Origin of the sequence: Wolbachia endosymbiont of Nasonia oneida (assembly GCF_009012935.1) — a bacterium.
Taxonomy (GTDB): Bacteria; Pseudomonadota; Alphaproteobacteria; order Rickettsiales; family Anaplasmataceae; genus Wolbachia; species Wolbachia pipientis.
Genome location: NZ_QESS01000006.1, coordinates 1 through 13,152 on the forward strand (window position 1 = coordinate 1; position 13,152 = coordinate 13,152).

Sequence of the window (13,152 nt, forward strand, 5' to 3'; positions counted from 1 at the left end):
AGTTAATGCTCCATCTGCACCTAAAGAGTACGTAGTGTCAGGACGTTTAATTAGCGCTTTTATTTTTCGAATAGCCTCCTTATTTTTATTACAATATGTGGCTTCCACTCCTAAATGCTCAAAACAATCTTCCAATAGTCGCTTAATATTCTCTTGCATTCTTTCATAAGTATGCTAATAAGGTATATACTAGTAGATTCCTCTTGTACCTCACCAACTTGTGGTTACTCTACCAGTATGTTATGCTATAGCGACTTTTACTAATATTCCTGGACGATGGCACATTGGCAGAGGATTTGACTGAGTATGTAAATCAGTCCCTCTATCAAATCTTCTTGGCTCTTGTTTTGCATATAGTGGCTGTCCAAGAGTATTTACTGTTTCATTAAAGTCTGCTGGTGCAAAGTATGTCGTAAATGTGCTTGCTGTTCCTACTGGAAAACAGTGCCCTGTATCTTTCTCAATAAATCTTCTTACGTTTCCTTCAGGATCAGTTGCTTGCCCTCTATATTCCTCAAATGTGATTCCGCAGAACGTAAATCCTGACCTCATATCATTCCGAAGCGCTGCTCCTTCTTGCCATCTTTCATATGCTTCTTTCACTTTACTATGCGAAGTTAATGCATCAAAAAACTCAGGGCTTACCAAGGCATGAATTCCGGTCATATATTCACCACTTAAGTTGTCTTCAATATGCCGCAATACTTCCAGACACTTACGCTTTACATCTGTTGTTGCTGTTCCCAGTGCAAAATTTATTACTTTTGGTGTTATTTCAAATTCGTTGTACAGATTTAATAATTCTGACCCATCAGCATCTAAAATTATTCCTTTGAGCGCTCCCATTCGCAAATGCTCCAACGTTATTGCATGTTTGTTTCTCATTAGCTGCAAATGATCAGTTATTACATCTGCCAGCGCTTTAAGTTCACTCTCTGATCCAAATGCCCTTATTCCTTGTACTTCCTCTGGTAACACTACATCATCATGAGGAATATGCGGAATCGTAAATGTTCTTACCTTTCTTTTTCCTCTTTTTCCTACTGTTGCTGGTGCTCCGGGTAACTGCGTTGGTAGTAAACTTAATACTCCGTTTTGCTCTTCTATGGTAATATGTCTAAATCTTACTGACCTACTTGGAAACAAATTTAGATTTTCAACACGTCCATAATTTATCGGCAATATATTCATCGCATTTGTTAGTGCCGTCATGCTAAATGCTGTATTTGTAAATGGATTTTGCATTTTTTCTTTTCCCCCTTTATGTTTTTTATTATTTACTAGACCCCTTTGCGGATGATAATCCCTCGTCCTTCAAGTTGCTTTATTGCTGCAGCTTTCTGTTCTTCAGTGATATTTGCTGGCCACACAACTGCATGATCTGCTAGCATCGCTATACGTGTAATGATTACTGCTTTAGTGGTTTCCGTTGCGTTTACATCACTTGTTATCACTCCTATAGCTGTCTGCGTACCATCCGTGGCTGCTAAGTTTATAATTTTAATTAGATCATCTTTATCACGACCAACAACCGTTCCTAGCTTCAGATTTTGCCCCTTTGCTACGGTTATTTGGTCTCTTGAATATAGATTAGACGCTTCATATTTTAGAAGATCGCCTAAATTATTTCCTTCACTTATGCTTGTCATATTTCTCCCCCTTTTTTCCTTTGTTTATTCCGCTGTGTTTAAAGTCGCTATTCGCCGCGGTAAAAGATATGTTGCTCTATAATCCGCTATTCTGGCGCATTTTGAACACTTATTTACCGCGGCGTATGTTAGAACGCGCATCAAATACACCGACTTTTCGCTACCTGCATCATCAAGTCTTCCGGTGTACTTTGCGGTATTGTACTCAAAATCTCTGTCTTCTTCGTTCTCTCTGCAAGTAATTCCATTAAAACCTCCCTTGCTTGCTCAATACTTACGCCCTGCTCAATAAATTCTTTTACCTTTTCTGGCATCTTTGATATATTACATAATCGTATTAATTCAAGAACTTCAGTACGATACTTAGTTAAATTATCAGTTTCTAGGTCAGTTGTAGTCTGTTCATTCATAGTAATACTCCTGTTTTTATTAATAGATGAAAGAATTGTAATTCCATCTGCAAGTCCTATCTCTATTGCTTTCTCACCAAAATATAGCCCTGCTTCCGTTGATTTGATTTTTTCCGTTGAAAGATTTCTGTTTCTTGCTATAAGCTGCAAAAACATTTCATATAGGCGGTCTACTTCTCCTTGCAAGCTTTCCAAACTTTCTGATGTTATTGGCTCATGCGGGTTTAAATCGTTTTTTCTCTTTCCTGCAAATACTGCGGTATATTTTATCCCCTGTTTTTCATCAAATCCACTTTGATCTATATGACTTGCTATTACTCCTATGCTTCCAACTCCTGATGTTCTGCTTACAAATACTTTTTCAGCACTTGACGCTATCGCATATGCTGCAGAATACGCATCATCATTTGCTATTGCTATGATCTTTTTTAATGCCCTTGCTTCGTAAATAAAGTCAGAAAGGTCGAATAAACCGTTTACTTCCCCTCCGGGGCTGTCTATGTCCAAAATTATTGTTTCTACTTCTTCATCTATTAAAGCTTCTTCTATCTCTTCACGTATCTTCTCATATGATGTCATTCCTAAAATATCGTCAAAAGCTTCTGAATTCTTTGTTAAGATTCCATGTATTGGTATGACTGCTATTCCCCTTTTATTATTTCTTACTGCATGTTTTATGTTTTTAAAAATTGGCTGCTTCCCTGCATGTAATGACAGTAATTCAAAACTTCTTGGCTCTACCATCATCGGCTTACTCAGCCATATCGCTTGGTTTTTCATATTATTTCTTGATTGGTAGTAACGTCAGAATCAAAACTTAATCCCAAGGAACTAGCACGTCTTTGATCTTCTGCAATTTCTTGGTCGATTTCTTCTATATCGTAACCCAGCTCTGAAACCACCTCTGACCTGCTTTTAAACCCATTTCTTACTGCCATTTGTTGTGCTTGCTGGTCTTTTAGCGGATCTACCCAATCAAATCCTTGGGTATCCATTTTACCTCTTTTTTCGTCCATTCTTCTCCTATATCGAGTTCTCCTGAGAGTAAGGCTAATTCTAACCACCTATCCCATACTGGACGGCAAAACTGAAATACCATTATGTTATGCTGTAACATTCCGCACCTCCGGCGAAACTCTATTAACCCTGCTCTTATCGATGAATAATTGACGCCTGTTAAATCTCCTGTTAGCTGCTCATACGTTATTCCCATTCCTATTGCTATCGCTCTGAGCTGCTGCCTCATAAATGCTTCATAACTTCCTCCAACATCTGATGGTTCGGAGAACTTAATATCCTCACCAGGGTCAAGCAGTTGCATAGTCCCTGGCTCTAAACCTGATAGTGCTACTCCATGCTCATTACTCTCACCTTCACCCATAATATTTGCCTCTGGATCAAGCCTTGTGATAAACCCAGCAAACATCGCTGCTGTCTTCTTTCTCACTAATTCCGCATCGTCATATTGATCAAGTTCGTAGAGTTTGAGTAGTACTGTAGAAAGCCATGGTACTCCTCGAATTTGCCCAGGTCTAAGTGGTTTATAAATATGTAAAACATCGTTTGCTGGCACTCTCACTGATTCGCCAAACGAGCCTTCACCAGGGTGCTCTCGAAAAAGGTAATACGCTTCTCGTTGTCCAAGTCTATTGAACTCAATCCCGTTTCTTATTACATTACCATTTGCTAAAGTTTGATTGCTCTTATTGTCTAAATGCTCTGATTCAAGTACTTGTAATTGCAAAGGAACGGAGAAACCATCTCCAGGTTTTCGAGTGCGCAGACGAACGAAACATTCCCCTCCTTCTATCATACTTCTGCATACTAGAGCTTGTAACCCATAAAAATCACTTGCTCCGCTACTGTCTGCTTCATCTGTCCATCTTAGCCATAGTTCTTGCACCTTCTTTCGAAATTCTCCATCTCTTGCTTTTGATTGTGGTTTTATTCCTGTTCCAATAGAATTACTTACTATTGTATCAATTATATTTGCTGCGTATGGATTTTTTCTCACCATATCACGAGAGCGGCTACGTAAGTGCTCAAGGCTTTGAGACAGCAAATTATTTATACTTCCTGATTCTCCCTGCCAATACATCTCTCTTCTTCCTGATCCTGCAGCGTCCCAGGCTGAGCTTTTTGGTTTTGGTGATTTGTGGAATAATTGTTTGAACGATTTTAATAGCATTTTTGAATTGTTAATTATGCAGCAGTTTATTACACAAATCTGACATTAAAAAATTACAGCAAGCTGCTGGATAGCCTGGTTGTTAACACTTTATAAATTATGCATGAGGCTTGTGCACAATCTTATTCTGGGCTGCATTCATAAATGTCCTTTCGATGTCCCATTGCAGTAATAGTTACTGTGTGTTTTGAGTAGTTTATCCTATAAATTACACGATAGTCACTTACTCGTATCCTAAAATACCCTTTAAATTCATGTGACAATGCTTTACCTATTGCTCTAGGGTTGGTTGCAAGACGACTATCTACAGCTCTTCTCACTCTAGATCTTATCGTCGGTGGTAATGCAAGAAAGTCCTCTTCAAGAACTCTTTTTGAATAGATAATATCGTATCCCAGCTTGTATCTCCACTTTTAGACTGTTTTTGCAGATAATATTCTATTCCAGTCTACATCCTCACTTCTAATTTCTTCATCACCTCTAGCATCACGCTCAAGAGAAAGCTTAGCTAACTCTATATCTACTTCATCTATTTCATCATCTTCTTCAGATAATTTACTTGCTTCAATTTCTTTTTCCACTAGGTCCTTTACAACTTCTTCTATAGTTCTATTTTGAACTTTCGCCATTTCTGTAAGGTACTGAGCAAATTCCCCCTCAAAATTTACATTAACATTAAGCCTTCCTTGACTTTGATCCATATTATTCACTGTAAGATATCAACCGCAAACTATAACATTTTTACATAATTTTGTCAATCCCCTTACTCGTTGAAAAAACAATCTTTCTTTTTGGCTTCACACCTGCTACTTTCAATTCAGCTTTAATTCGTTGTCTTAAATCCAATAGATCTTTTATCTGCACTTCTCCATACCTAACCACATGGTCACCATATGCAATCGATACTACTCTCTCTCCGCTCTGTAGCTTCTTTATCGCTTCTTCAACTTGGGCTAAATATTCACTGCTGTACATTCTTCTCACCCAACCATCTACTCTTTCTTACCTTTTTAGGCTTTTTAGCTTTTTCACCTGCTAAACTCTTCCATTTACTCTCTGGCCAACGATCAATCCCTAGGGCAATAGACGCAGCTCTCGCATAAATCCTGCAATCTAGTACTTCATTTCGGTCTCTTATCTTTTGCCACTCCTGTTTGGTGTATCCTTTTACTACTTTGGTAATTAGTTGCTCTGCGGTTAGCTGCTTAAAATATTCAGGTGGATACTCTGGAAAATGACAATACCCAGGCGCCCCTTCTGTTAAAACATTAAGTAATTGGAAAAGCTCTGACTTTAATATCGATACTCCTACTGGCCACAGCTTCATTCCTCTCTTTAACTTTTGTCCACTAACTGTTACATCAACTCTACTTGGGCTGCTCAGTGGCACTAGCGCTTTGTTTGCTCCTTTTACTGCCATTACTCTTCCTTGACCTTGGTGACTTCTTACCCAATTGTATACTTCTTGTGTTGCATACCCAGCATCTACCGCCATCATACTTATCATATACTCTAGACCATCACTTCCGATAAAATGATGATTTAATAATTCCGAAAGTTTTCCCCATACTTCTTCCCCTCCAGGATCTCCTTCAAATACCTGGTAGTCTATTGACCAACTTTCTCGGTTTTTTCCCCATGCTACTACTTCTACTTCCAACCGATCTTTTTGTACATCAACCCCTGCCGTTAACACTATTTTTCCACCTTTTGGCACCATGCCTATCGGAAAATTTTCTCGACGCTCAAATAGTTGCTTCCAGTCTGGTACTTCTCCTTTTTCTAACCAGGTTTCTCCGAGTGTGGTATTTATCCAAACTTTCAGTAATTGCTCATTTTCCTTTGCATGCAGATAATCTTCCACTGCTTGTTTCCAACTATACCAGCCAACAGGGCTATACAAGCTTGAAAGGTGGAATCCTATTTTTGCCCCTTCTTTTGCCTCTTTTTTTCCCTCCTCCCTAGTCGCTCTCCATTCACCTCTAGCTAGCATCTCTGTTTTTTGATGATTTTCTATTTTGCCGTTACACTCTATACACACATAGTGCGCTGTTGCTGGGTTTTTATCTTGCCATTTTATTTGTGGCCATTTCAGCACCTGATAGTGATCACAATGTGGACAAGGTACAAAAAAGTATCGCTTGTCTGAAGTCTCAAATTCCCTCTCTATTCTGCTTATTCCGTGAACCGTTGGCGTTGAAACCAAGAATATTTTTCTCCGCGTAAATGTATTAGTTCGAGCAATGCTGAGCAAAACTGGATCTCCTTCTCCTCCTGAATCTCCTGGATATGCATCAACCTCGTCGAGAAAAAGATATCTTACCGGCATAGAGCGCAGACCCACTGGACTGTTGGCACCTGTTACTACTACCGTTCCTCCACGAAACTCTTTACTCTGCACAGTATTGCCTGAATCTCTCGACCTTGGGTCTTTTATTTTACTCCTTAAACATGGTGTATCTTCAATCAGTGGTGCAAATCTTCCCTTGGAACAACGCTTGCCCATTTCTACTGTTGGTTGTACTACCAGCATTGGCCCTGGTGTCTGATCAATAACGTACCCTATCCAGTTGTTTCCAGCTTCTGTTCCGCCAATCTGTGCTCCTTTCATGAACACCACTTCTTCAGCCGGTGAAGATGAGGATAAAGAGTCCATTATTTCTTTAAGGTACGGCGTCCTCTTTGTTCTCCATTTCCCTGGCTCTGATGATGCTATTGTTGAAAGCTGACGGTTCTTATCTGCCCACTCTGATACTTTTAGCGGTGGATCTGGCCTTAATCCTGCATAAAAATTACTGCTATATATCATAATGCTATTTGCTGCAATTGTTGCACTTCTATGCCACTCAAAGTAAAAGGCACTTTTTGCCTGCAATAAGTATCTGCTGATGCTTTACTTAAAATCATTATTGCAACTAATATGTGAATTAGGCTCACTAAGGCGATAAAACGATTCCTTATAGCATTTCTCATAATAGTCCGAACAGGTCATAGGAAGGCAGAATCAACAGCACGACGAAAGGATTCGAATAGAGGAATGTTTTTCCTGGCTCTGTTTTTTATAGCAAACCAATGATGCTCAATTTTGTTGAAATCTGGAGAATAAGGCGGCAGATACAAAATTTCTGCACCAACCCCTTTAGCAAGCTCGATAATCTTATCAGACTTATGAAAAGTAGCATTGTCAAGAATGACAGTCTGTCCAGGTTCCAAGATCGGTGTCAAAAATTGCTCAAACCATCCATTAAAAACATCCATATTACAGTGGCCTTCAAAGGTTAACGGAACAACTATCTTTCTTTCACTTAAGGCTGCAACCATACTGATTCGTTGAGTTTTCTTTCCAGATTTTAAGGCATAAAACCGCTGTCCTTTCTGGCAATATCCGTAGGGGTAGTCTTCGGTGTTATCAATGCCAGACTCATCTATATACACTAAGTTTTTAGGTTCTTTTATCGCTATAATTTTCAAAAATTCAGCACGTTTTTCTTCGTTTCTTTCCTTGTATCCATATGTCTTTTTTTGCGCGTAAATCCAATTTTTTTAAGGGCTCGATAGATCGTTTGGATACTAACGTTGTTCCAAAGTTTAGCCATTTCCGATAGAGTCTTTCCTCCGTGTTCTCTGGCAAATTTGGCAAAGGTATCCCAGTCGGTAATTTTGTGATTGTAACCCCCATTTCCAAGTTTTTTTGATTGAAAGTCTCCTGTTTCTTTTCTTCTTTGCTGCCACTCCCATAAAGTAGTTCGTCCAATCTTAAATCTTGCTGCCACTGTTTCTCTGCTTTCTCCTTCGTCTAGCGCTTCCATTGCTTTTTTTCTTAAATCATAACTATATGCTGCTGGCATTCAACCTCCTTATCATCATCTACCCTTATCCTATCACATCCGGACTTTTATGGAAAGAGCTATTAATAATTTTAAATTGTATGTCATTATTGAAATACTAACTCCTCCAACGCAGTTCTGATTTCCTCAGTCAGTGTTTCATGGATCTTATCTGTGTCATTTATTGATGCTAGTAACGCTGAAACCCTATCTGGAATGTTAAGCAAATTATTACGGACAACTCTTGCCACGTTAAATGCTTCTGTCTTTACTTCTTCTACTGAGATAAGTTCACCAATTTCGGCTTTTGCCTTTGCCTCCAACAATTTTCCCCGCTCCATTTCATTTTTTATCCGGGTTTTAAGCAGCATGGTAGAGAGCTCACTGGTGTTTCCCCTTTTTTCCTCAATTTCTCCACCTTTTCTCCTCAGTGGCTGGCTTGGATCTCTTATTGCTGCTACCGCTTCATTCGCTTGTTCTCTGTCAATCAAACCATCCTCCAACTCAACTACTCCTTTTTTTACTAAATAACAGACATATTGCTTTGACACTCCTATCTCTCTTGCCCATTCCGTTTGCGTGATTTTCCCTTCTTCCAACTTTCTTTCCCCTCTTTTTTTCCTTATTTCGCCCCTTACTGTCTTGATTCTTGAATTTGTGCAAAAGTCTTTCCAGTATCAGCAAGAATAGCTTCTCTGCCTGTGTATACCTGCCAACGCTTTATCGTTACATCTACAAACCTGGGATCTAGCTCTATTGTCCTGCAGATTCTCCCTGTTCTTTCACATGCAATCAGTGTGCTGCCAGACCCGCTAAATGGATCAAGAACTATGTCTCCTGGTCTACTGCTGTTTACTATTGCTCTCTCCATTAGCTCCACTGGCTTCATTGTTGGGTGCAGTGAGTTATGTATTGGCTTATCATAAAACCAGAGATCACTCTGATTGCGTCCTCCATGCCACTCACGTTTATTGCCGCTTTTCCATCCATAGAGCATTGCTTCGTATTGTCTTTGATAATCTGATCTGCCTAGCGTAAAATGATTCTTTGCCCAAACGATAAATGTTGACCAACGACCACCTGCTTCTTCAAATACTTTTTGCAAGGTCGAAAGCTCAGATGATGATGCACAAATGTAAATTGCTCCTTTCGTATATGCTAAAATATTGGAACAGATGTCGTAGAGAAAAAGTTCGTACTTTTCACCTTGATTATCGTTTAGTATTTTTTTATCTTCTCTTTCTTGACTAGCGCCATAATCAACGTTATATGGAGGATCACAAACCGTAATATCTGCCATTTTATCGTCCAGTACCGCTTTAAACGATTCAACTTCGCAGCTATCACCACAGTAGATTCGATGACCACCTAAAATCCATAGATCCCCTGGTTTTGTTATTTCCACTTTTTTGTCATCACCAGCTAAGTCAGAAAAATCTTCTTCTTCACTATCTAAATCATCAAGAAAGTTTTGAACTTTTTCTAGCTCAAATCCTGTCATTTTTAGGTCAAACTGCAGATCTTCTAGCTCTTGAATTTCTACTTTTAAAAGCTCATCGTCCCACTTTGCCCAATTAGCTGATTGATTCGCTAGTAATCGAAAAGCTTTGGTTTGTGGTTCATTTAAATTATCACTTAAGACTACGGGAATACTCTCCATACCAAGTTTTCTTGCTGCTTTAAGTCTTAAATGACCATCAACCACAGTGCCATCGCTTTTTGCAACTATTGGAATACGAAAGCCAAATTCTCGAATAGAAGCACACATTCTGTTTACTACGTCATCATTTTTACGTGGATTACGCTCATATTCGACTAGGTTTCGAGTAGGATAATAGTGGATTGCTAAATTCATATAATTGCTATACTAATTAAAAAGTTAATGTTTAAAATATCTCTGACGCTAAAGAAGGCCTGAGGTCAGCACCACCAAACCCGCCATTATGGCTGAAAGGACCCACTTTTACGGTATTTTTAATGTGTTAAAATCTTTACCAAGATTCATAGCGTAAAACATTAATGCTAAAGCATCCGCTTCATTATCATCTCGAGGTGAAAAACCTTTTTCACGTATCGCTTCAATAACTTCACTTTTGCTGGCATTACCTTTGCCTGCTATGAAACGTTTTATCGTCTTCACCGGCACACCTTTGTAAGGAATTTTTCCCCCTTCACACCAAGCAGCTAAAATGGCAAGAAAACCACCATAACAATGCGCTGCATCAGTTCCAAGATGTCTTCTTACTTCTTCAAAATAAACCGCAGTGAACTTATGCTCCAAGGAATTAAGCCAATTGCGAAAACTCAAAAAATGCATGCCCCCTCCACTGAAACGGCTACCATGAAAACTTTTACTCCCGCTTTGAATTACTCCATCTGTCAGAATTGCCCAGCCCGTTTGTTTGCCGAGGTCAAGTGTTAGAATTGACATTTATATTCAGATTTGTTTCACTAGAGTACGTGAACCCTATATAATATATATTCAGGATTTGAAAAATTTTTGTCCAAAAAATCTTCTTCTTAAGCAAACTTTTTAGAAAAAACTTGATTAAAAATCAGTAAATAACCATTGCATAATTATTGGTCAAGACTTTCAGATTTCTATCTTAACAATGTAATTAATCTATATCTATTATGCTAACGTAGCTTAGCTAATTTCTTATGAACGTTTACCCAAACCGTAAATTCTGGGAAGATGATTTAGAAGTACCAGTTAACTACTTACTTGAGCGTTTTCACAATACAGAAGTCCGTCATTCCTGGATGAATTCACTTTCTGGTAGGCAGTTAAGTGTTATCTTTCAACACTGCTTTAAAGACAAGCTAAATGGTCAACTCTTTGATGATCAAGACTACGATAACACATCCATACAATATAAACGTAAAGTGATTGCTAAACATTTAGACTCTCTAGTTATTTATTATCTGATTAGCTGTTTTGAACGTGCAAAGCTAGAAGCTACTGTCAGTGAAATTGCAAAATCTGCATTGACTGAGGAACTCATGAAATCCTACCTTCTAAAAGGTAACAATAAATACGACAAAAAGTCTTTGTTATTTCTATTGTTTCATGCAGATTACAATCTTTTAAAGTCTGTCTATCACTTTGAAAAAATACAAAGAAAAGGTTCTGTATCATTTGCTCTTCAAAAGACACCACGACAGCCAAATGTTCCATTTAAAGACTTCATCTCTCAGGAACCCATAGTGCAGATACTGAAAGAAGACGACATTAAACGCAATGACGGTTTTAAAAATCAATTACAAGGTTTCTTCTACCATCAAAATCGTTTATATGTATTAGTTCGTAGAGCTAGTGGTATAGATTTACTACTAAACTCAAATAAGGTTATTCATGGTCATAAGCCAGAGTGGATGATTTTGGATTTTCTAGTTAATGGTACTCAAGTAGATCTTACTGCCAAAAATATTGATCAAGCTACAGAGATAGCAAATAGCATTGCGAGTCGTTATTTTAGCTCTGAATGTGTTTTTGTAAACGCGCAGGATAAAAACTTTGCAGAGCAAGTATATAAATTCATTAAAGTTTGTGTTGATGGCTCTGATTCAAATATATTCACTTTTGAGTTAAAATTTCAGTCAAATCGTTTTAAATATAGCAACACTTGCATTACTTTAACCGTTATACCACATGATCCTATTGCATCTGAGCTTTATATTTTACACCCTTCTATTGGCGATATACTAAAATCTATTGAATTGATGAAGATAATATTTCAAGGCAAAAAGATAGGCTTATTTTTTAAGCGAAGTGATGAGTACATAGCAATTCACTACTCTGAACATCCCTTGAATAAAAAGGAAAGAGAGGATTTTAAAGCATACATGAAACAATTTTATGGTCTTACAATCTTGCCAAGAGCAAATCTCTGACCTTTTTAATTCTGGTAGCTCTTGGGTTAATCCAAATCAAAACTACATTAAAGCAGCAAAGTATTTGTCAGATCTTGAATTAATTAAGATGCAAGAGAGGGCCTATATTATCTGCTCTCATAGACAAGATAAATTAGATTGGCCAAATATAGTTGATCCATACTGTAACAATGAGATTTTCATTGATGAGGATTTTGATGAAGTATGCGATAATATAATTTGTGAAAATTGCAACCGTGATATTTTGCCTAACACCTACAAGAAGCAAAGATTTCATCGCTTATCTGTATATTTAAACCCAGAGAAAATCATGCATTGGTTTGAAGGTCAGCTAAGTAATACGCATTTCATGTGGCAAAAGGTGGAAAGAGGAGTTTATCATGTTGGTGGCCAAGGTGAATTTGTAAATCTCATTGTTCTTGATTTTTGCACCAATCCAACATTCTTAACCATAGATAGGCTAAGAGTCAATCCAACCGTATTAGTAATACTGAGAAAAAACATACCAGACATACCTCTTGATTTGCCTATAGTAGAAATGGTTGACCTTTTCTGTCAGCGTAGGACTTTAATTGAAATATTTCAAGAAGCAGTACAAAGAGGAGTACCAGAGTTAATACCAAATACTTCAATGCAAATTTTACATACTTCACTTGAGCAAATTGAACCTGCTAGAGAGAAAGAATTACTAGAGTTACAATTGGTAGAAGGCTCACTTTACGTAAACAATATAGAGATTCTGAATAAGAAAGCTGTAGCATGTATGAAAGTTTTTCGCATATTATTTGAACAATTTTTGAATGATTGTAAAAAAGAATTACCTCCTGAAAAACACACATTGCTTAGCATAACTCAAATAGAAAAACATCTAAATCTTGATCAAGAAGCAGATCCAGAACATCACATCAGAAAACCATTAAACACAATTCAAAGGACAATAAAAACCACCTTAGCTAAAAAGTTAGGACTAAACATCGAACGTAATGATGTGATTCAAACAGTTGGTTGGCCTGGATCATCGCGTAAAGATTATGGTTACCGTATTAACCCTTTTACTTTGGTTATAAAAGCAACTCGTTAAGTTTTAGAGATACTAAATAACCAATTAAGCGCCATAAGTTACGTAAAATATCGACTATACAAATCCGTCATACATTAAAAAAAATTTCTTTACAACTAAAGTA

General features: G+C 37.8%; 14 protein-coding genes and 1 pseudogene. 2 read left to right on the plus strand and 13 right to left on the minus strand.

From position 1 onward, the window contains the following. Positions 1 to 240: 240 nt before the first annotated feature. The 13 genes and pseudogenes from DEF52_RS03780 to DEF52_RS03835 all read right to left on the minus strand — a co-directional run bounded on the left by DEF52_RS03780 (position 241) and on the right by DEF52_RS03835 (position 10,505). Positions 241 to 1,245, minus strand: a complete 1,005-nt coding sequence (locus DEF52_RS03780; protein ID WP_151807901.1) for a major capsid protein — start codon at positions 1,243 to 1,245, stop codon at positions 241 to 243. A gap of 35 nt (positions 1,246 to 1,280) precedes the next feature. Beyond that, complete coding sequence (locus tag DEF52_RS03785) at positions 1,281 to 1,649, minus strand: head decoration protein (RefSeq protein WP_151807902.1); 369 nt, start codon at positions 1,647 to 1,649, stop codon at positions 1,281 to 1,283. A 140-nt stretch (positions 1,650 to 1,789) separates the two neighbouring features. Then, complete coding sequence (locus DEF52_RS03790) at positions 1,790 to 2,839, minus strand: S49 family peptidase (protein ID WP_151807903.1); 1,050 nt, start codon at positions 2,837 to 2,839, stop codon at positions 1,790 to 1,792. Next, positions 2,836 to 4,247, minus strand: a pseudogene (locus DEF52_RS03795) (phage portal protein). Before DEF52_RS03795 ends, DEF52_RS03790 begins: the two are co-directional and overlap by 4 nt. Before the next feature lie 122 nt (positions 4,248 to 4,369). After that, entirely contained in the window at positions 4,370 to 4,645 is a 276-nt protein-coding gene (locus tag DEF52_RS03800; RefSeq protein ID WP_151807904.1) for a type II toxin-antitoxin system RelE family toxin, read from the minus strand. A 15-nt stretch (positions 4,646 to 4,660) separates the two neighbouring features. Next, positions 4,661 to 4,948: a hypothetical protein gene (locus DEF52_RS03805; RefSeq protein ID WP_151807905.1), complete on the minus strand. Its 288-nt coding sequence runs from the start codon at positions 4,946 to 4,948 to the stop codon at positions 4,661 to 4,663. A gap of 40 nt (positions 4,949 to 4,988) precedes the next feature. Then, positions 4,989 to 5,222: a gpW family head-tail joining protein gene (locus DEF52_RS03810; RefSeq protein WP_151807906.1), complete on the minus strand. Its 234-nt coding sequence runs from the start codon at positions 5,220 to 5,222 to the stop codon at positions 4,989 to 4,991. Then, entirely contained in the window at positions 5,209 to 7,056 is a 1,848-nt protein-coding gene (locus DEF52_RS03815) for a phage terminase large subunit family protein (protein WP_151807907.1), read from the minus strand. The genes DEF52_RS03810 and DEF52_RS03815 overlap by 14 nt, the downstream gene beginning before the upstream one ends. Beyond that, entirely contained in the window at positions 7,053 to 7,220 is a 168-nt protein-coding gene (locus tag DEF52_RS06575) for a hypothetical protein (protein WP_153296802.1), read from the minus strand. The genes DEF52_RS03815 and DEF52_RS06575 overlap by 4 nt, the downstream gene beginning before the upstream one ends. Positions 7,221 to 7,235: 15 nt before the next feature. Next, positions 7,236 to 8,095, minus strand: a protein-coding gene (locus DEF52_RS03820; RefSeq protein ID WP_151807558.1) for an IS630 family transposase whose coding sequence is annotated in 2 segments (ribosomal slippage) — positions 7,236 to 7,771 and positions 7,771 to 8,095 — 861 coding nt in all. Because the reading frame shifts where the segments join, the coding sequence is not laid out codon by codon here. An 86-nt stretch (positions 8,096 to 8,181) separates the two neighbouring features. Beyond that, positions 8,182 to 8,673, minus strand: coding sequence for a hypothetical protein (locus tag DEF52_RS03825; protein WP_151807908.1), 492 nt, complete (start codon positions 8,671 to 8,673; stop codon positions 8,182 to 8,184). A gap of 35 nt (positions 8,674 to 8,708) precedes the next feature. Next, a complete protein-coding gene (locus tag DEF52_RS03830; protein WP_151807909.1) occupies positions 8,709 to 9,929 on the minus strand; it encodes a DNA modification methylase in 1,221 nt (406 codons plus the stop codon). A gap of 108 nt (positions 9,930 to 10,037) precedes the next feature. Continuing rightward, on the minus strand, positions 10,038 to 10,505 hold the full coding sequence (locus tag DEF52_RS03835; RefSeq protein WP_151807910.1) for a crossover junction endodeoxyribonuclease RuvC: 468 nt from the start codon (positions 10,503 to 10,505) through the stop codon (positions 10,038 to 10,040). A 230-nt stretch (positions 10,506 to 10,735) separates the two neighbouring features. On the opposite strand from DEF52_RS03835, the gene DEF52_RS03840 reads away from it, so the two are divergent. Then, the gene (locus tag DEF52_RS03840; RefSeq protein ID WP_151807911.1) at positions 10,736 to 11,968 is read left to right on the plus strand and encodes a hypothetical protein; all 1,233 of its coding nucleotides are present in this window, start codon (positions 10,736 to 10,738) and stop codon (positions 11,966 to 11,968) included. Then, a complete protein-coding gene (locus tag DEF52_RS03845) occupies positions 11,934 to 13,049 on the plus strand; it encodes a hypothetical protein (protein WP_151807912.1) in 1,116 nt (371 codons plus the stop codon). The genes DEF52_RS03840 and DEF52_RS03845 overlap by 35 nt, the downstream gene beginning before the upstream one ends. Positions 13,050 to 13,152: the final 103 nt, after the last annotated feature.

Excerpts from the sequence above, each read along its gene's own strand:
- DEF52_RS03780 (WP_151807901.1), bottom strand. The coding sequence starts at position 1,245 with ATGCAAAATCCATTTACAAATACAGCATTTAGCATGACGGCACTAACA.
- DEF52_RS03785 (WP_151807902.1), bottom strand. The coding sequence starts at position 1,649 with ATGACAAGCATAAGTGAAGGAAATAATTTAGGCGATCTTCTAAAATAT.
- DEF52_RS03790 (WP_151807903.1), bottom strand. The coding sequence starts at position 2,839 with ATGAAAAACCAAGCGATATGGCTGAGTAAGCCGATGATGGTAGAGCCA.
- DEF52_RS03805 (WP_151807905.1), bottom strand. The coding sequence starts at position 4,948 with ATGGATCAAAGTCAAGGAAGGCTTAATGTTAATGTAAATTTTGAGGGG.
- DEF52_RS03810 (WP_151807906.1), bottom strand. The coding sequence starts at position 5,222 with ATGTACAGCAGTGAATATTTAGCCCAAGTTGAAGAAGCGATAAAGAAG.
- DEF52_RS03815 (WP_151807907.1), bottom strand. The coding sequence starts at position 7,056 with ATGATATATAGCAGTAATTTTTATGCAGGATTAAGGCCAGATCCACCG.
- DEF52_RS06575 (WP_153296802.1), bottom strand. The coding sequence starts at position 7,220 with ATGAGAAATGCTATAAGGAATCGTTTTATCGCCTTAGTGAGCCTAATT.
- DEF52_RS03830 (WP_151807909.1), bottom strand. The coding sequence starts at position 9,929 with ATGAATTTAGCAATCCACTATTATCCTACTCGAAACCTAGTCGAATAT.
- DEF52_RS03835 (WP_151807910.1), bottom strand. The coding sequence starts at position 10,505 with ATGTCAATTCTAACACTTGACCTCGGCAAACAAACGGGCTGGGCAATT.
- DEF52_RS03840 (WP_151807911.1), top strand. The coding sequence starts at position 10,736 with ATGAACGTTTACCCAAACCGTAAATTCTGGGAAGATGATTTAGAAGTA.
- DEF52_RS03845 (WP_151807912.1), top strand. The coding sequence starts at position 11,934 with ATGGTCTTACAATCTTGCCAAGAGCAAATCTCTGACCTTTTTAATTCT.